Source organism: Sutterella megalosphaeroides, from assembly GCF_003609995.1.
Classification (GTDB): Bacteria; Pseudomonadota; Gammaproteobacteria; order Burkholderiales; family Burkholderiaceae_F; genus Sutterella; species Sutterella megalosphaeroides.
Genome location: NZ_AP018786.1, coordinates 2,022,196 through 2,040,045, shown reverse-complemented (window position 1 = coordinate 2,040,045; position 17,850 = coordinate 2,022,196). Strand labels below are relative to the sequence as shown.

General features: G+C 62.2%; 13 protein-coding genes. 5 read left to right on the top strand and 8 right to left on the bottom strand.

What is annotated here, in order from left to right:
- The gene (locus S6FBBBH3_RS08055; protein WP_170143895.1) at positions 1–786 is read left to right on the top strand and encodes an ABC transporter ATP-binding protein; all 786 of its coding nucleotides are present in this window, start codon (positions 1–3) and stop codon (positions 784–786) included.
- A gap of 33 nt (positions 787–819) precedes the next feature.
- Here the strand turns inward: S6FBBBH3_RS08055 and nikR are convergent, their stop codons facing one another.
- From nikR to ygfZ, 5 genes are all read right to left on the bottom strand, one after another.
- Positions 820–1,323: a nickel-responsive transcriptional regulator NikR gene (gene nikR, locus S6FBBBH3_RS08050; protein WP_120177258.1), complete on the bottom strand. Its 504-nt coding sequence runs from the start codon at positions 1,321–1,323 to the stop codon at positions 820–822.
- Positions 1,324–1,349: 26 nt separating this feature from the next.
- Complete coding sequence (gene iscB / locus S6FBBBH3_RS08045) at positions 1,350–2,675, bottom strand: RNA-guided endonuclease IscB (RefSeq protein ID WP_120177257.1); 1,326 nt, start codon at positions 2,673–2,675, stop codon at positions 1,350–1,352.
- A 379-nt stretch (positions 2,676–3,054) separates the two neighbouring features.
- Positions 3,055–4,332, bottom strand: a complete 1,278-nt coding sequence (locus S6FBBBH3_RS08040; RefSeq protein WP_232008765.1) for an MFS transporter — start codon at positions 4,330–4,332, stop codon at positions 3,055–3,057.
- A gap of 207 nt (positions 4,333–4,539) precedes the next feature.
- Positions 4,540–5,463: a DMT family transporter gene (locus S6FBBBH3_RS08035; protein ID WP_120177255.1), complete on the bottom strand. Its 924-nt coding sequence runs from the start codon at positions 5,461–5,463 to the stop codon at positions 4,540–4,542.
- A gap of 127 nt (positions 5,464–5,590) precedes the next feature.
- On the bottom strand, positions 5,591–6,583 hold the full coding sequence (gene ygfZ / locus S6FBBBH3_RS08030; protein ID WP_120177254.1) for a CAF17-like 4Fe-4S cluster assembly/insertion protein YgfZ: 993 nt from the start codon (positions 6,581–6,583) through the stop codon (positions 5,591–5,593).
- Positions 6,584–6,789: 206 nt separating this feature from the next.
- On the opposite strand from ygfZ, the gene mltG reads away from it, so the two are divergent.
- From mltG to S6FBBBH3_RS08015, 3 genes are all read left to right on the top strand, one after another.
- A complete protein-coding gene (mltG, locus tag S6FBBBH3_RS08025; protein ID WP_170143894.1) occupies positions 6,790–8,199 on the top strand; it encodes an endolytic transglycosylase MltG in 1,410 nt (469 codons plus the stop codon).
- Positions 8,200–8,323: 124 nt separating this feature from the next.
- On the top strand, positions 8,324–8,932 hold the full coding sequence (gene tmk / locus S6FBBBH3_RS08020) for a dTMP kinase (protein ID WP_120177252.1): 609 nt from the start codon (positions 8,324–8,326) through the stop codon (positions 8,930–8,932).
- Positions 8,923–9,960 (top strand): DNA polymerase III subunit delta, encoded by a 1,038-nt coding sequence (locus S6FBBBH3_RS08015; protein ID WP_120177251.1) that lies wholly within the window; start codon positions 8,923–8,925, stop codon positions 9,958–9,960. The genes tmk and S6FBBBH3_RS08015 overlap by 10 nt, the downstream gene beginning before the upstream one ends.
- Before the next feature lie 116 nt (positions 9,961–10,076).
- Here S6FBBBH3_RS08015 and S6FBBBH3_RS08010 read toward each other — a convergent pair whose 3' ends face one another.
- The 3 genes from S6FBBBH3_RS08010 to S6FBBBH3_RS11455 all read right to left on the bottom strand — a co-directional run bounded on the left by S6FBBBH3_RS08010 (position 10,077) and on the right by S6FBBBH3_RS11455 (position 15,293).
- Positions 10,077–11,738 (bottom strand): tyrosine-type recombinase/integrase, encoded by a 1,662-nt coding sequence (locus S6FBBBH3_RS08010; RefSeq protein ID WP_120177250.1) that lies wholly within the window; start codon positions 11,736–11,738, stop codon positions 10,077–10,079.
- A 575-nt stretch (positions 11,739–12,313) separates the two neighbouring features.
- Entirely contained in the window at positions 12,314–14,017 is a 1,704-nt protein-coding gene (locus S6FBBBH3_RS08005) for a zinc ribbon domain-containing protein (protein WP_120177249.1), read from the bottom strand.
- Between the two features lie 835 nt (positions 14,018–14,852).
- The gene (locus S6FBBBH3_RS11455) at positions 14,853–15,293 is read right to left on the bottom strand and encodes a recombinase family protein (protein ID WP_408646503.1); all 441 of its coding nucleotides are present in this window, start codon (positions 15,291–15,293) and stop codon (positions 14,853–14,855) included.
- 319 nt (positions 15,294–15,612) lie between these two features.
- On the opposite strand from S6FBBBH3_RS11455, the gene S6FBBBH3_RS07990 reads away from it, so the two are divergent.
- Positions 15,613–17,844, top strand: a complete 2,232-nt coding sequence (locus S6FBBBH3_RS07990; RefSeq protein WP_170143893.1) for a sensor histidine kinase — start codon at positions 15,613–15,615, stop codon at positions 17,842–17,844.
- Positions 17,845–17,850: the final 6 nt, after the last annotated feature.

Sequence of the window (17,850 nt, the reverse complement as noted above, 5' to 3'; positions counted from 1 at the left end):
ATGCCCGAAACGTCTGAAAGTTGCGAAACGCCGATCCTCGAAGGGGTGGCGCTTACGAAGCGCTTCCGTATGCCCGCAGGCGGCACGTTGCGGGCCTTGGACGGGGCCTCGGTCGAGCTCTTCCGAGGAGAAATTCTCGGGGTCGTCGGGGAGTCGGGGTGTGGCAAGAGCACGCTTGCGCGCCTTCTCTGCGGGCTTGATCGTCCGGACGAGGGCGAGGTGCGGTTTTCGGGCCGTCCCTTGACGGCATTGCGCGGCGAAGCTTTCCGCACCTACCGCCGCTCGGTGCAGATGGTGTTTCAGCAGCCCTTTGCGTCGTTCGATCCCCGGTTGACGCTCGGTGAAAGCGCCGCGGAGGCCTTGGTGAATCTCGGCGTGCCCGCGCCCGAGCGCGAGCGACGCATTGCGCAGCTTTTCGAGCGCTGCGGCTTGTCGCCCGAACTCATGCGGCGCTACCCCTCGGAAGTGAGCGGCGGGCAGTGTCAGCGCGCGGCGTTGGCGCGTGCGCTCGCTCCGGAGCCCTGTGTTTTGGTCTGCGACGAGATGACGAGCGCACTCGACGTCATCACGCAGCGGCGCGTGCTCGATCTCGTGCGGGGGATCGCGCGCGAGCGGGCGTTGGCCGTGCTTCTCATTGCGCACGACTTGGCGCTCGTGCGCGCTTATGCCGATCGGGTGCTTGTCATGGACGCGGGCCGGACGGTCGAAACGGGGCCGGTCGCCGACGTGATCGACCGACCGCAAAGCGATGCCGCACGGCGGCTGCGCGAAGCGTCGCTCGACTGAAGGTCAAAGCCAAACGACGGGAATCAACGGGAATCAACATTCCGAAGATTCGTCGTGCTTGTGGTCGTGCTTGTGCTCGTGACCGTGCGAATGCCCGTGAACGTGTCCGTGACTGTGCCCGTCCCCGTCCCCGTCTTTCGCTTCGCTCGGAATCAGGTTGATGCGCCCGTGACGGACGCCGGGTTCCGCGAGAATGCGGTTCGCGGCTTCAAGCACCGCTCCGGTTTTGCCGAGGAGCACAAGCGACTCCAGACAGTCTTCGGGCCCCACATGGACGTGCATGACGGAATGCACCACGTCGAGGTGTTCGTGCTGCGTTTCGGTCGTGCGTTCCGCGAGGCGTCGCTCGTTGTGGTTGAAGACGTAACTCACCACGGCCGCGCACGGTTGGTCGTCGCTCGCGGAGAGGCGGTCGGCCTCGGCCTTGCGAATGAGGTCGCGAAAGGCTTCGGAGCGGTTGGTGTAGCCGTGCTCGGCGAGGAACGCTTCGAAGCGTTCGGCGGTATCGTCGGGAAGCGAAAAGGTGATGCGTTTCATAGAAATACCTCAGGAAACCCCCGTCTTCAGACGGAGGAGGAATGAGGTGCGGGGCGAAGCCACGCATACCCATATCCGTCGTTGTAAGAAAGCAGTCGGCAACGACGCCAACTGATGCCTTGAATGACGCCCTGGGGCGTCTGAATGTTGAAGCTGCCCGACGCACGGACGGCCACGCGTCCCCGGTGGGTTCCGGCCTTCTTCCCCGAAGGGACGACGGCCTCCACCATGTCGCCCGTGGCGAAGCCGTGAACGCGTTTTTGGCGCGTCAAGTAGCCGCGCGGGGAGCCGTACTTGTCGACCCGCGTGCGCTGATAACTCCCCCGTCCCGTGCAACGGACTTGAAGGATGCCCATCCCCTCGGGGTAGTGCACCCCGTTCACCCGACCCGCGCAGAGCGCGTCGAGCCAGTGTTCCTTCGGAACGCCGAACGTATGGCGGTTGAACTTCGTCAGTGCGCCCGAACCCGTTTCGACGGGAAGGCCGAAGGCCTTCAGCGCGTTGAAGAGCGACCAACGCGTTGCGTTGACCGCCGCCGCATCTCGAAGGGGCTTCTTGATTTGACGCTTGATGCGATCAAGCACTTCGGGGCGATTTTTCAGGAAAACGTCAACAGGTTGCGCATCCTTCTTTTGGTTGCAGTCCACGCAGGAAAGCACGAGGTTCGAGACGCGGTTCGAACCGCCACGCGCCTTCGGGACCACGTGATCGATGTTGAGCGGAACGTTCTCCGCTCCACAGTAAACGCACTTCCTGCCGAACTTCTCAAGAAGATACTCGCGCACTTCGTACTCGAAGAGCGTCCCCTGCTGATACTCGGTGCCCGAGATTTCCGGGTTCTGCAACTTCTGCGCGTCGAACTTGACGAGCTCCTCCACGATCCCCGTAACGGGCGCGAGTTTGACGAGCTTCGCCACCCATGCGGTCGCGGTATCCACGCGGTGTCGAAGCGACGGAGGCAACCATCCCTGCGGCTTCGTGCGGTTGAGAAACCTCGGGGCACGATGGCGGAGATTCCCGCGTCGCCGACGGCGACAGGCACTGCGACCGGTCAATGCATCACGGATGGATGCGCCGCGATGAACGAGTTCGATGAAGAAGAGGGCATGATGATCTCCCCTCTCGTCCACACGAACAACGGCGAAGCCCGAGCGACGGGAGCCCGGATCGATCTTCACGAGGACGGGCTGAAGCTTGGAGTCCTCGATCAACCGATCCGTCAAACGGATCGTGAACGGGAAGAGTCTCACGACGCGAGCTCGGCCCGATTTCAGGAGCCTTCGCGCCCGAGCGGGTCGACACGGCATCAGAGGCCGGTGCTTCCTGTCCTGAACAAACACTGAAACTGACATGTTTAGTTAACCTTACGGTTAATCGGGGGCTACCCCCGTGACATCAACATAGAAGTTGAATTCCCCTCGCCAATGGTGCAGTCCGGCATTGCAACGGCAGACCGTTTCGTGCTTACCCAAAGCTTGTCTGCTTCTGCCGTTTCCGGAGCCCGGAGCTGAGGAAGCACCCCGGGGCGGGTCTTGTAACCTAACTGCAACGTAGTTCTCCTTTCGGATCACTGAGGCTGGTCAACCGGCCTGATCGCTCAAGCCTCTCCTTTTAAGGAGGGGTGGTTGACGATGAAGGTCCGAATGGGAACGGGACGGAGTCGCTTTCCGAGAAGCGTACAACGAACGGGCGAAAGGCGTGTGACGTACCGTGTCGAGCCGGCGGCTCCTGTCAGCGTTCGGCTTTCGGCGGCGCGGCTTCGGCTTTGTTCGCTCCTTCGGTGCTTTCCGTTTTTGCCGATTTTGCGGCGCGCGTCGACTTTTCGGCCAAAGCCCGCGTCACGGTCGGGCGCATTCGCATGGCGAACCCGAAGCCGCCGAAGAGAAAGACCGCGAGCCCCCAGAGCGACGCCCCCGCACCGACGGCGGTTCCGAGCACGCCCATGAGCGCGGGAAAGCTCGCTTTGCTGAGGTTCATGAGCATGAGCCTCAACCCGATCGCCTCTCCGATGCGGTCTGCGGGCGAGAGCCGATAGATGAGGCTCATGAGGTTCGGCATCGAAGCTCCCAACCCCATCCCGAGAAGGAACGCGCACGCCATGAGGGCAAAAAGATCGGTGAACAGGGGAAAGAGCGAAAAGGCCGCACCCGCAACGAGCATCGTGAAGGAAATAAGCCGCCATTCGCCGAGCCGTCTCGTCAACATCGGCATCAGCAACCGCACGAAAAAGGACGCGAGCGAAAAGCTCCCGAGAATCCAGCCGATGTGAGAGGGCGAAAGCTCGACCGAGCGGCAGTAGACCGGAATGAGAAGGTTCCCGACCTCCCACCCGACCGAAATGAAAACGGACGCCGCGAGAATCGCCCGCATGGCGGGATCCTTCAGGAGGTCGACGGCGCGGCCGCGCTCGGCCCCTTTCGAGCGGTTGCGGGGTGCTCCCGAGAGAATGGACCCCAGAACCGGCGTCAAGGCAAGGACGAAAAGAAGTACGGCCGCCGCCACGCACCAGGCGTAGAAAACCTGAAAGCCGAAGTGCTCGATCATGTAACCCGTCACGACCGGGGTCACGAGACCCGAGCCTGCGGTCACCATCGAGAGAACGACAAACGCATTCGTGCGCCCTTCGGGCGACGAGAAGTCCCCCGTCAGACGCTGCACGACCGTGTTCGTAAGCAAAAAGGCGACCCCCACGAGGAAACACGAAAGAAAGAGGGGTGCGACGCCCGCCGCGTCCGTCGGAAAGAGAAGCGCGGCGCCTCCCGCCGCCGAGACGCAAATGAAAGCCAAACGCATGGGCTTTCGCGCGCCCGTGCGGTCGAGCCACCGGCCCGCGCCTACGGCGAAAAAGGCGGGGAAAAGCGCGACGCAGGAGAGCATCGCCCCCACGGCAAAGGGCGTCGCCCCGTGATCGATCGCGTCGAGCGTTGCCGTAAAGCGCATGCCCGTCGTACACCCGTGCATGAGCAAGAGGATGAAGAAAAGCCTGAGAAGCCGAACGTTGAGGTGCACGCTGAAAACCTTTGAGAACCTTGGACAACCGGGAAGCCTCCTCGGGGCGGCTCCGTAGTGCATTGTAAATCGGGACGAGCGCGGAGGATTGCGTTGACGGCGGCTTGGGGGAGCGATTCTCGCAAATCAGCGTCCCGGGAAAAACGAAGCCCCGACCGTTTGCATGCGGGTCGGGGCGTCGTGTCGGTGTCAGTCGAAGTGCGTTTCTTACGCCGTCTGCTCGGCGGCAGCTTTCTCGGCTGCTTCCTTCGCGCGTTTTTCTTCTTCCGCCTTCTCGGCGCGCTTCGTCGTGACGGAGGCCGTCATGCCCGCCGCGATGATGAGAGACATCCCCGCCAAGGCCGTCGCCGTCACCGTCTCGTCGAAGAGAAAATAGCTGATCACGGCCGAAAAGGGAATGGCGGAGAATCCGAGGCAGGAGGAAAGGAGCATGTTCCCGTAGGCGTAGGAGCGCGTCGTGCAGATCTGCCCGAGGGTCGCACAGAGCCCCATACCGAGAATGCCAAGGGTCGCCATGGCGTCCGGCACGTGCATCCCGTCCTCAAGAATCCACGAGCCCGCAAAGCCGAAGAGGCTCCCGAAGATCGTGAAGTAAAAGACGATGCGCCAGGAGGGCTCCTTGAGGTTTCCGAGCTCCTTCATCTGCCAGTAGACCGCAAGGTCCACAAGCGACACCGAAAGACAGATGAGGGCCGGAATCAGGTCGTCGTTGCTGAAGCTCGGCTGCAGCACGATCACGATCCCCGCAAAGCCCGCAACGATGGCGCCCACAAGCGCCCAGGGGGCGCGCTGGTGCTTCACCAAAGCGAGGATGATGAAGTTCGCCGCCATGAAGAGGGGCGTCGTGTAGATGAGCGTCATATTCGTCCCGAAGGGGAGCTTCCCGAGCGTATAGAACCAGAGCGCGACGGAAAGGGTCCCGAGGACGGAACGTTTGATGTGCCCGCCCAGGTACGGGGTCTTCACCGAGAGGCCGCTTTTCCAAACGAAGAATCCGATCGAGAGCACGCCGAAAATCGAACGGTAGAAAACGAGTTCGAGCGTGCCGAGCTGATCGCTCGTGAGCTTCACGAACGCGGCCATGAAGGAAAAGAGGAGGGCGGCCGCCAGGGCCCAGAGAGACTGTTTCATTCGATTTTTATTTGCAGTCGGGGTTGGGAAAAACGGTCCCGAACGCGGGGAACGGGCTCAAAAAATGGGAGGCGCCTCAAACGGAGGGCCTCCCACGGAGCGATTTTACGCCGAACGAAGAGCGTTCTCAACCCGCCAATACATTGCGGTAGCGGTAGGGAAGCTCAATCGATTGAACGGTTTCGCCTTCGGGCGAAAGAGAAACGCCCGATTCGAGCGCGGCCTTCGTCGCGCTGTAAAGGAACACCGTGTCGGTCCCGTTCGAGACGGCAACGACGACGTAGCCCGCGGCGCCTTCGGGGGTGAAGACGGGGGCACCGGGGAGAGGCGCCGTCCCGAGCGTCGCACGACCGATCGCCGCACGGCGGTTCGTCTCGCCGATATGCTGCACGCGCGAGACGACCTCCTGACCGGGGTAGCATCCCTTCGTGAAGACGACCCCGTCGACGAGTTCGAGGTTCACGGCCTGCGGCACGAAGAGTTCGCGCGTCTCGGGGTGCACGGTCGCAACGCCCGAGGCGATTTCGGCCGCCCACCAGAGGGCGGAGGATTCGGGAAGGTGCGCGATGCGGGAGGCGTCCGTCACGCGCAAAAGCGCACGGGGGCCGCCCGCGGCAAAGCCGGGAAGGTCCGTCGCGGCGGAGAGCCCCATCAACTTCATGCCGGCGACTTCGACGATTTCGCCCGCGGCGGGAAGGGCTTCAAGCCCCTCGAACCCGAGCGCACGGGCGGCTTCGAGCCCGTCGGTCCCCGAAAGGTGCGCGAGACAGGGCACGTCGACGGCTTCGAAGGCGACGTCGCTCCGGAGCACGTACATGCGCAGGCGCTTCAGAAGGCCCGCGGCAATCGACGCGGGGAAAAGCATCATCACGGCGTCCGCTTCGCGCCAGAGGCGAACGACCGCAAGGAGTCGGCCCTTGGGCGAGCAGTAGCCCGCCGTGCGGATCGAAGCTCCGAGGTTGTCGACGCGCTGCGTGAACTGACCGTGCAGGAACGAAACGGCGTCCGCGCCCGTGACGCGCACGAGCATCAGGTCAAGCGGACGGAAGGCGCCGCAGGGAGCCGAAGCGAGCGCAAAGCTCTCAGGACGGCTCGCCTCGCCGGGGATGGCGGTAAGCATGGCTGGTCTCCTTCAAAAAGGAAAAGTTTTCGGTCCGACAAGGATAGCGGATCGGACCGCGCCGAGGGGGCGGCCTTTCACGCCGACGCGTCGGGGAGGTTCTACGAACCCGCATGAAGCGTGCGCCGCGGATCTTCCATCCGCTAAACTGCGCGCACTATCCTACCAATGCCCGAAACAATCCGAGACGAAGGAAACCACTCGCCGTGACGAAGAACCGAATACAGGCCCCGACCGGCCCGACTGCCGACAACGACGCCCGGACGGACGCCGAGACCGACGCCGAGAAGACGAAGGCTGCTGAAACGCCGGCCGTTACGCCCTCGGAGGACGTCCGAACGGAAGTCGACGCGGACGTCAAGTCCGAAGACAAGACGGACAATAAGACGGACGGGGAAAAGACCGAGGACGCTGAGAAGTCTCCTGAAAAGACGGAAGAAAGCCCGGAAGAAACGTCGGAAGAAAAGCCGGTCGACGCGCCTCTCGAAAAGGCCGCAGCGAAGGCTGCTGCGACCGATGACGGCCGTCCGAGCTTCGCCCGACGCCTTCTGAAAGGGTGCTTTTTCCTGGCGGTGCTCCTTGCGATCCTCGCGGTCGGGGGCTTTTTCGGGCTGCGCCACTATGTGAACGAAGTGCCCGTTCCCGTGACGGTGAAGACCGCCACGGTCGACGTCATGGTCGAAGAAGGAGACGGTGCGCGCCGCATTATCGCGAAGATGCGCGAAGCGGGCCTGGAGGTCGAAGATTGGAGCATGCGTGCGGCCTCGCGCCTCCATCCTTCGGGCATGGGGCGCATCCATGCGGGGCTCTACCGCTTCCCCGCGGGCGTCACCCGCACGGGGATTCTCGATCTGCTCGCCGAAGGTCCCGTGATCGATCAGCAGCTGCGCATCCCCGACGGTGCCACGATCTGGGAAGTGCGTGCGATCTTCGCCGAGGGCGTGAACTTGAAGCCCGTCACGCGCGGCATGAGCGAAGAGGAATTGAAGCGCGCCCTGGGGCTCTCCGACTACCCGTCCTTGGAAGGCTTTTTCGCGCCCGACACGTACCGCTACGGTTCGGGCACGACGGACCTTGCGGTGATGAAGCAGGCCGTTGCGCGCCAGAAGCGCCTTTTGGACGAAGCCTGGGCGAGCCGCTCCGAGGAAGTGGCCGTTCGCACGCCCTACGAAGCGCTGATCCTCGCTTCGATCGTCGAAAAGGAAACGGGCGAGCGAAGCGACCGCCATCTCGTGAGTTCCGTCTTTCACAACCGCATGAAGGTCGGCATGCCCCTGCAAACCGACCCTACCGTGATCTACGGGCTCGGGCCCGCGTGGAAGGGACGCCTCACAAAGCAGGACCTCCGAAGCGACACGCCCTACAACACGTACCGCATCTCGGGGCTTCCGCCCACGCCCATTTCGATGCCCACTCCGGCTTCGATCGAAGCGGCGGTGCATCCCGCGGCGAGCCGCTACCTTTACTTCGTCTCGCGCGGCGACGGTACGAGCGAATTCACGACGAACCTGAAAGACCACAACGCCGCCGTGCGCCACTTCATTCTGCGCAAACAAACAACCCCTCTGAAGCTTCCGAAAGCGGCCGAAGAGAAGGGCCCGCTGCGGGCGCAGTAACGGCATTCGGTCCCGTCCGAGGCATTCGCTACAATGAGGGCGTGCGGCCTCGGTCGGGACTCCTTCCGGCCGACGCCGCTTTTCTTTCCTCCCACCCCCACACGACGAATACAAGGCACAAGGCATGCGCGGTCGTTTCATCACGTTCGAAGGCATCGACGGAGCGGGTAAAACCACCCAAATCGACAGACTGGAAAACTTTCTTCGCTCGAGAGCGATCGAGGTCGTGAGGACGCGCGAACCGGGCGGAACGCCCTTGGGCGAAAAAATCCGCGGTCTCCTTCTCGGTGACGAGATGGGCGTGACGGCCGAAACGCTCCTCTTCTTTGCGGCGCGTGCCGAACACGTCGAGCGTGTGATTCGGCCGGCTCTCGAGCGCGGTGCCTGGGTGCTTTCCGACCGCTTTGCGGACGCGACCTACGCCTATCAGGCGGGCGGCAAAGGCGTCCCGGGCGAGCGCGTCGAAGCGCTCGAAGCCTGGACCCTCGAAGGCTTTGCCCCCGACCGCACGATTCTTTTTGACCTTCCGCCTGCGGTGGCCGAAAGCCGCCGAGCGGGGCGCGAAGCCTCGGACCGGTTCGAACGCGAAAACCGCGACTTTTTCGACCGCGTGCGCGATGCGTACCTTGAGCGCGCGAAAAACGACCCGAAGCGCTTTGTGGTCGTCGACGCTTCGGCCGACCCCGACACGATTGCCGAAACCCTTTTGAAGGAGGTGCGCCCGTGGCTCTGACTCCTTATGCCTGGCACGCGGAACCCGCCGCGCAGCTCGCGTTCCTGCGCGAGCGTCTTCCGAATGCGGTGCTTCTTTACGGAGCGCCTGGGACGGGCGTCTTCGAATTGGGGCGTGCGTTCGCGACGAGTCTTCTCTGCGAATCGCCCGCCGCCGACGGAACGCCCTGCGGGCGCTGCCGCGGGTGCGAACTCGTTCATGCAGGGAGCCACCCCGACTTCAAACCCGTCGTCTCGGAATTCATGGCGAACGTCTTCGAACTTCCGTACGTGCCTGCCGACAACGAACGAAGCGGCGACAAAAAGAAGCTGAGCCGCGAAGTGCGCATCCATCAGGTGCGCGCCCTGACGGACTTCATCGGTCTCGCTGCGAACCGCGGCGGCCGTCGCGTCGTCTTGGTCTACCCCGCCGACATGGTGCGCGAAGAGGCGGCGTCGGCCCTTCTGAAGTCGATGGAGGAGCCCCCCGAAGGGCTCGTCTTCATCCTTTGCGCCGAAGACATCGATGCGGTTCTCCCCACCATTCGTTCGCGCTCGCGCCTCGTGCGCGTCCCGTTGCCCACGAAGGACGAAGCCCTTCAGTTCCTGCGCACGAAAAAGGTGAAGAACGCCGAAGCGGCGCTCGCCATGGCGGGCGGGGCGCCGCTCGCCGCCCTCAAGGACGACACGGTGCCGCGCCTTGCGACGAAAGCCGAGTCGGCCGTCATGGATTTGCTGCGCCGCGGGGACGAAATCGGGCTCGACGCGATTCTGCGCGCGCATCCGACGGACCTCTCGGTGCCCGCCCTCGCGATGCTTCTTTCTCGTTGGAGCCACGATCTCGTGCGTACGAAGTCGGGCGTGGGTCCGCGCTACTTCGTGGGCGAGGCGGACGCGATCGAGCGACTTGCCCAAAAAGCGGAAGCCGCCAAGCTCTGGGACTTTCTCGCCGTCTGCGCCGGAGTGCGCCGTGCGGCCGAACATCCCTTGAACGCCCGCCAGGTGTGGGAGGCGGTTTTCATCCGCTATCGACAGATCTGGGCGCGGTGAGCCCGTTGAAAGCACGACCCGACGAAGGAATTCCGCCGGCATAACGGAGAATTCCTATGGATTTACGGCGGTACGGCAGGCGTAAGTCTGCCGCCGGGAGAGTCGGCTTTCAACTCTCAGAACGTTCGGATCGACTCGAGCGCCTTGCTCATCTCTTCTTCTTCCGGCGCGAGGTAGCGCCCGGTCGTCGCGACCGAGGCGTGGCCCATCGCCGCCTGCACGACGTTGACGCTCGTTTTCGTAAGTGCCGTCACCGCAAAGGTGTGCCGCAACCAGTGGGTCGAAGCGGCACGAAGTTTCGCGGCGTCCCCGGGGCGCTCAAGGGCGATCTCGTCCGCCACCCGATCGAAAAACGCCTCGAGCACGCGGTAGAGGCCGCTTCGGGACATGGGCCCGTGAGGATTGCGGCCTCGCCCGAGGTTGACGAGAAGCGGCGTCTCGGGATTGCACCCGGCGTAGCCCGGAAGGCCCCGAGCGCGGAAAGCGCTCTCGATGATGTCGCGTTGTTCCGCATTGAGCGGGAGTCTGCGCACCTTGCTCCCTTTACCGAGCACTTCGATCGCCAACCGAACGGAAAAGCCCACGCGCCGCTCGACGATCCACGAAGCGCGCGCTTCGAGCATTTCCGAGGCGCGAAGCCCCAGGCTCTTCCCGAGCATGAGGATCAAACGCATGCGCTCCCGCGGAAGCCCCTCGGGAAGGAGTTCGAGACGGTCGGCGATCTCGCGCCACTGCATGTCGGTGAGAGACCTGTCCGCAAAGGCCTGAGGAGCGCCTTCGCCCTTCAACAGAGGCACCTTGGGGCTCACCTGGTCGAAGGGGTTGAAAATGAGGTAGCCCGTCTTCTTCAGAAAGTTGCAGAGCTGCCGCACGACGACAAGAGCGTTTCGGCGGCTCGCCGCCCCGAGCGGACCGTTGAAGGGCCGCCAGGCGGACGAATCGCGCGTCGCGTTTTTGGGGCCGATCCAAACCGCGGCGGGGAGTTTCCAGCGCTCCCCGAAGTCGCGCTCGTCGCGTCGCCCGAGCTCTTCGAGCCACCGCAGGTACTTCGACGCATCGCCCGCCTTGATGCCGGAGAGGGGCGTTTCCCGTTCGTAGAGGCACCAGAGCAAAAAGCGTTCCGCTTCCTTGCGGTAGTTGGCGTAGGTGTTCGGGTTTCCCGCCCGGGCGTCCAACCAGGTGCGAATGGCTTCGAGGTCGTTTCGGGCCTCAAGCGAGCAGCCGAAGGCGGGCGCGCGGTTGAGCCCCTCGGAGCCGTCAAGCTCCGCGGGGAGCACGATGCGCTCCAGAGGTACGATGCCGGGGTGGGCGGGAAGAAAAGCTCCCGATCCCGTACCCGCGTTCCGTCTCACTCCGGTTCCGGACTTCGCGTCGCCGCGGGGGCGATTCAAGAAGCCCGCCGCAACTTTCCCGTCGCGGAGAGCGGCAGCCGCACCTTCCCGCGCGGCTCCTCCGGCCTCACGCGTGTCGGCCGAATCGTTCGTGCCGTTCGTGTCATTTGCTTCGGAAGCCTTCCCCGGCAGGAAGAAGCGCTCCGTCACTTCGCCCACGGCTTGCCCCGCGTCGCGCATCCACCGAACGAGCTCCGTCGCACGCTTGGCGTCGATCCCCGTGAACGCCCGAAACCACGTGGCGCCCGTCGCCATACATTCATAGAGGTCCTCGGCCGTCTCAACCTCGTGAGCGGCAAGCGTCAGGGCGATTTCCGGACTGAGGCGGTCGGCGAGGCGATCGTCGGGCCGAAGCGGCTGACCGTAAGGCGTGGAAGAAAGAAACATGGGGCGTGGGTAGGGGATGGCGCGGGCAACATCGATCCGTCAAGTATAGAGAGCACGCCTCAAAGCGCGTCGGCTTCGTCGTCGCCCGCGCCCGGGTCCCGCGCACTTCGGAGCCCCGGCCGGTCGTGAAAGAGGGCGGCTTTCGCTTTACGGGCGGATCGTAAGAAGAATTGGTCAGGCCGCGCCGCGGCGCGCGGGATAGAATCGACGGCATACGTTTTCGAAACGTTCCTCGAATCACGGTTTTTCGCCGTTCGTATAAACCCATCAAATCATCCGGTTTTGGGCCTAATTCGTACTCCTTGCGAAGCCCGGCACGCGAACGGTAATTATCTCAAAGCGCGCCGTTTTCTCTCCCGATGCCTGCGGAATCCCCCTCACATGCCGGCCGTTTTCACGGCGGCTTTTATGGCCTCGTCCTTGATGGCACACTCCCGGTTTCCCGTTCGCGAAGCCAAGGAGGGAGATGGACCGCCCCCGGCGACATGGGAGGCATGACATTACTACATCTCGGAAATCATTTGATTCTTTATTTCCTGTAAGCCTTCGTCTGATTCTGAAAATTACACATTATTTTAGCACCTTGGCCGACTTCGTGGTTTGGTTTTAGGTTTGGGTCTGGCTTCGGGCAAGGGGGCAATGTTATGAGCCTTACAGTATGAGAGATACTCCTCCCGACAAAGCTTGCGAACCTCCTCTGTCGACATGAATCGTTCGTACTTTGGCGATTCCGCCCTTTTCAGGCAATTCAGCGCCCCAACCTGATCGGAATCCCCGATGTAGCCGCACGCCTTACAGTGGAACTTGTCCCCGTGTCGATTGTTTCGGTCCACGTGTCCGCAAATCGGACATTGTTGCGACGAGTAAGCTGCGGCAACCTCGACAATTCTTATGCCTCGCTTCGCAGCCTTATAGTACAGTCGTGCACGAATTATTCCGCGACACCACTTCGAAAGTTTGCTGCGCACCTTTTTTGAGATTCCTTTCAAATCAAACACTTCGGAGAGGCACTCGATGACGTAAACATTGGCGGGACACCGGGCGAACAAATTGTTTATAGCCCTGTTGATGCAACATACGATAGCCGCCTTGAGTCGACAGATTTCCGCTTCGTACCGCTTCGATCCCAGGTTGTTCTTCTTGATGTGCTTCTTTTTCTTCTTGTCCGTATCGGGATCGCGGACCATCGCTTCGAATCGGTTGCGCTCGGCCTGTTTCCGGTCGAGATATTGCGCATACCGCTCGATCAGTTCGCCGAGCCCCGGAATCTCCAAGGTGCGGCCGTTCGAGCGCTTCCCGAGGTCGGGCCGGCTTTCATGAGCGCCGAAGCGAATCCCGTCATGGGTCGTGAGGGGCTCTGTCAATCCAAAATCCAATGCGCGAGTGACGGCGAAACCGTCCTTCAAACGATAAGCATCGGGCAGGAGCAACGGCTTGATTCGAAGGCTTCCGTCCGGTTTTTTAAGCGAATACTGGAATTCTACTTTCCAAGTGCCATGAGTCTTAATGACGGAAATTGTGGAGAGCTTGTTTTTGCCGTCGATTTTTCGAGCGGGAACATATCCCAAAATGGGAAGCTTGATGCGCTTTCCCGGCGTAAGGCTCATCAACGACAGATACTGACGTCCGTCCTCTTCTTCAAGTTTGAACGAGTCGGAATCAAAACGAATCAAAGTCGGAGACACCTCCGGGATTTTCCCCAGACAGTCTTGGACTTTATGTCGCCCCCATGCGCACAGTTTTTCAATGTCCGGGATACCTTTTTCACGATCCGAAAGATTGGGAGTTTTCCCGTCCATCAGGTCAAAGAAGTCGATGCTCAGACTGTTGAGCATGCGACGAACAAATTTCTGAGCGTCCTTGCTCAACGCAACCCATCTCGATCCTTTCTTGATCGACTTCAGAGCGTTGGTTTGCGCCAGCCGCCAGCGGTTGCTTTGCACGGAGCTTGCAAATTGCAGGGCCACCTTCCACTGCCGCCCCTGAAGTCCGAAATACGAGGTCGGATTTTTCCCGGCCACCAAAGCGTCGCGAAGCTTCCGATAACCGTTCCCGATTACGAACAGTCGCCACTCCGAGGACTCAAACTTTTGAACGAAGACGTTCACCTGCTTGTTCCATCGAAGAAGCAGCTCGATCAACACAGCCTCGTCTTCCGGGTCGAGGTGCTCCATATCCACCGCTCGGGTACCGACGTGGTAGGCGGGCGCCTCGTTGACGCAGAGCTCCTTGACGCGAGATTCTTTCAGGTAGACGTAGTTTGGGAAATCGGGTTTCATTATGAGGTGTCCACACAATCATGGAGCACCCACGATAGCACTTTTGTGCGGGGGGTGTGGGGGTCCGGTAGGAGGTCCCGCAGCGTCGCCTGCAACCTCCTTGTTGTGATGACTTCGGCGACCGTAGAGCCGAGCGCAGAACACCGTCATCAACGTGATGACGTCCTTGGCGAGCTCCGCTTCGAACGACATCGCGGGTCGCTCTTCCATCACCTCGAAGCTCGTGCGCTCGTGGCGACAGATGCGACGTATCAGCTCCGTGCCGAATCGCAACAGGCGGTCCTCATGGACGACGCGGAGAACGCCAACCCGCCCGGAGAGCAAGCGCCCGAGCAACGTGTTGAGGCCGGGCTTCCGGCAATAATGAAATGGTCAGCCCCCGCCCGGCCGTGAGCCGGACACCTCACTGGTGTTCCCCGGACAGGGAAAGGAACGATGAATCCTCTCCGAAGTCAAACAAGCCGATGGCGGGTCGCTAAGGCGAATGCGGCCGGCGCTTCGCGCGTCGCATCCGCCTCGCGACCAGCTTATCGGCAGGAACTCCGTCAAGCGCCTTTCGCGGCATAAAGCCGCTCGCCGCTACGCGACGAGCTTTTTATTCCACGAGCGCTTGACCTCGGCAAGCACCATACCCGAACACGGCCTATGGGCCCCGAAGGCGGGCGTTGCCCGCCTTCGGGGCCACAGACTCAAAACGGAGAAAGGAACGATAAAACGATAAAACGATAAACAAGCTCTGAGGTCAAACGAGCCGATGGCTAGTCGCTAAGGCGAATGCGGCCGGCGCTTCGCGCGTCGCATTCGTCTCGCGAGCAGCTTATCGGCAGGAACTCCGTCAAGCGCCTTTCGCGGCATAAAGCCGCTCGTCGCTGCGCGACGAGCTTTTTATTCCACGAGCGCTTGACCTCGGCAAGCATCGTACCCGAGCACGACATATTGGTCCCCGATGGCGGGCTGCGCCCGCCTTCGGAGGCCAATGTGAATTGCTGCCCTCGTTGCAATCAGGGGGCTGACCATGTATTAGACCGGAGCCGATGTCGGTCAGGACCTCGTCGCAGCCGGAACGCTTGAGGCGCTCGACCTGCCGCTCAAGGTCGGACTTTTGATCGTACGAGGAGACCCGAGCATAGCCGACGATACCTCTTTCATCGGTCTCGGAGGCGGGAGCGTCGACGGCAAAGCGCCGGTGACCGCCGAAGGTTCGATGATGCACGACAAGCTTTCCGCTGTCACACCATCGACGGATCGTGCTCGCCGATACGCCGTAAAGTTCCATGAAGTAATGAATACCGACGTACATATTGACCTCCTTTGAAGGCAGATCCCATAAAGATGGTAGCAGTCATTCTGCGCGTCGGTAGATTTGGTGCATTAAATTGCAACTAGCCAACCCTCAACCCAATCCCTCGTCGCCCATGCCGATACGCCCGACGTCCCTCGTTCGTTTTTTTCCCCGTTCTTTCGCACGCCTTTCTTTTCGATCCGTCCGCTCACCCGCTCGGGCTTCGGCCCTGGCCTGCGCTCTCGGGCTTGCCCTGAGCCTGCACGCCCCCGCGCCTTCGGCCGCGCCGCCCGCGGGGAGCTCCTTCATCGGCATGGGAACGACGACCGGCACCCCGTCGAGCGACATCCGCGCGGCGATCCGACCCGACATGGCGGAAATTCCGGAACCCGAGGCGATCAAAAACGCGAAGATTTCCGCGGACGCCCTGGTCGGCGTGCCGGTCATCTCGGAGCGCATGCGGATCGGTCGCCCGATTCGCATCGGGATTGAGGCGGAGCTCGGTCGCACGCAGTATGCCTCCTGGATTCGTTATACGCTTGAGGCGCTTCGTCACGCGCTTGGAAAAAAGAACGTTCAGGTCTTCTACTTGGACGGCCGCGGCTTGTCGGTTGCGCTTCAGAATTCGGAAATCGACTTCTTCATCGCGAATTCGCACACCTTTGCGCTGCAACAGTCGAAAACGACTGTGGAGCAGCTCGCCACCTTCCTTCCCGTCGACGCCTTGCGCGCCGAAGAGGCGCAGGCGGGCGTTCTCTTCATGAAAAAGGGCGCCCTCGAAGGGAACATGCTCGCTCGCAACGACGCGGGCGGGTCGACTTCTGCGACGACCGTCGCAACGCAGCGTGCCGTCACGTCCGACGGCACGGCCACGGTCTTCACCTCGACGGGGAGTCGGGTTTCCGAACGGCAGAACCTTCAGCACCTGATCGAAAGCCTCAAGGAGGGCGGTATCGTCGCCGTCGAACGCACGTCCCTGGGCGGGTGGCTCGCGCCCCTGGCGCTCCTGCAGCGCGAAGGACTTTCGGCGCAGGCCGCGGGGCGCCGGACGACCTTCACGAACGGGGACGAACGCGCGGTTCTGGATGCGGTCCTCTCGGGCGAGGCGGTGCTCGGGATTCTGCCTGCGTGTTCGCTCGAACGCTTTCAGGAAGCGGGCGTCGTCGACGTGAAGCGCGACCTTGTGATCGTCGACCCGCAGCTCGCGGACGGTCTTGCGTGCGCGCACTCTACCCCCACGTACCCGGGCTGGGCCTTCGGGACAACCGCGAAGACCGATCCCCTCTTGAAAAAGAACATCGGGTCGCTCCTCTTTTCGATGAACGCCGATCGCTACGGCGGGCAGTGGCAGTTCCCCGCTCTCAACCGCTCGATCTACGACCTCTTTTACGAACTCAAGATGGGCCCCTACGAGCACCTCGCGACGTGGAGCCTGCACCGCTTCATGCGGGAGAATTCCGAGGCTCTGGCGCTCATCATCTTCCTTACGTTCGTCGTCATTTCCTACGCGGTGAGTTTGTCGGTGTTGGTGCGCCGCAAAACCCAGCAGCTCCGCGACGCGCTGCACGACCGCGACCTTGTCGAGGCGGAAGCCGCGCAGTCGCGCCAACACATCGCGAACCTCGAACGCACGGGGATCGTGGGGCAGATGTCGACCATCATCGCGCACGAACTGAAGCAGCCCCTTTCGGCCATTTCGAATTACGCGAACAGCCTCCACCGCCGTACGAAAAACGACAAGTTCGACAAAGAGAGCTTCATCTGGGCGCTTACCGAAATCGCGAACGAAGCCGAACGCGCAAGCCGCATCGTCGATCGCGTGCGTTCCTACGCGAAGCACGACTACCCCCCGCGCACGGTGACGGATCTGTCGGTCGTGATCGGAAACTCGATCACGACCTTCCGCCGCTCGCGCCAGACGAACGCCGAAATCGTCGTGCGGGTGAATCCGGGATCGATGGCCGAGGTGGACGCCTGGGAAATCGAACTTGCGGTCCTGAATCTCCTCAAAAACGCCGCGGATGCCATCTCCGGGGTCGAGAAGCCCCGCATCGAAGTGTCGCTCGTCGCGCGCGACGCGAAAACCTGGGCGCTCTCCGTGGGCGACAACGGTCCCTACATCTCGGACGAGCAGCTCGCCCTCTTTTTCAAGCCCCTTCAAACGACGAAGGGTGCGAAGGGGATGGGGCTCGGTCTTTCGATTGTCGCCAACATCGCGGAACGCCATGCGGGGCGCGTCACGGTGGAGCGTAACGGCACGGCGGGCGTGCGCTTTACGATTACGTTCCCGCGGCTTCCGGGCGAAACCGAAAAGCCGATCGAAGACGCGATGTTGCCGCCGCGGATGACGGTCTACGAAGGGAACCCCAAGCCTGCCAAGTCCGCCGGAATGCTCGACGCGCAGATCCGCTCCGAAGTCGACCGCGCGGCTGAACGCGACCACCCGAGCGAGCGCTCCGATCGAACTCCGGGCGAGGACACCCCCGTCACCATCCATTCGAGAGGCTTCAGCCGCATGCTCGATCGCCTCGAAGGAAAGAGCTGAGGCGTC

Bases quoted from the DNA above. Each gene is read 5' to 3' on its own strand.
- S6FBBBH3_RS08055 (WP_170143895.1), top strand. From the start codon at position 1: ATGCCCGAAACGTCTGAAAGTTGCGAAACGCCGATCCTCGAAGGGGTG.
- nikR (WP_120177258.1), bottom strand. From the start codon at position 1,323: ATGAAACGCATCACCTTTTCGCTTCCCGACGATACCGCCGAACGCTTC.
- iscB (WP_120177257.1), bottom strand. From the start codon at position 2,675: ATGTCAGTTTCAGTGTTTGTTCAGGACAGGAAGCACCGGCCTCTGATG.
- S6FBBBH3_RS08035 (WP_120177255.1), bottom strand. From the start codon at position 5,463: ATGAAACAGTCTCTCTGGGCCCTGGCGGCCGCCCTCCTCTTTTCCTTC.
- ygfZ (WP_120177254.1), bottom strand. From the start codon at position 6,583: ATGCTTACCGCCATCCCCGGCGAGGCGAGCCGTCCTGAGAGCTTTGCG.
- tmk (WP_120177252.1), top strand. From the start codon at position 8,324: ATGCGCGGTCGTTTCATCACGTTCGAAGGCATCGACGGAGCGGGTAAA.
- S6FBBBH3_RS08010 (WP_120177250.1), bottom strand. From the start codon at position 11,738: ATGTTTCTTTCTTCCACGCCTTACGGTCAGCCGCTTCGGCCCGACGAT.
- S6FBBBH3_RS08005 (WP_120177249.1), bottom strand. From the start codon at position 14,017: ATGAAACCCGATTTCCCAAACTACGTCTACCTGAAAGAATCTCGCGTC.
- S6FBBBH3_RS11455 (WP_408646503.1), bottom strand. From the start codon at position 15,293: ATGGAACTTTACGGCGTATCGGCGAGCACGATCCGTCGATGGTGTGAC.
- S6FBBBH3_RS07990 (WP_170143893.1), top strand. From the start codon at position 15,613: ATGGGAACGACGACCGGCACCCCGTCGAGCGACATCCGCGCGGCGATC.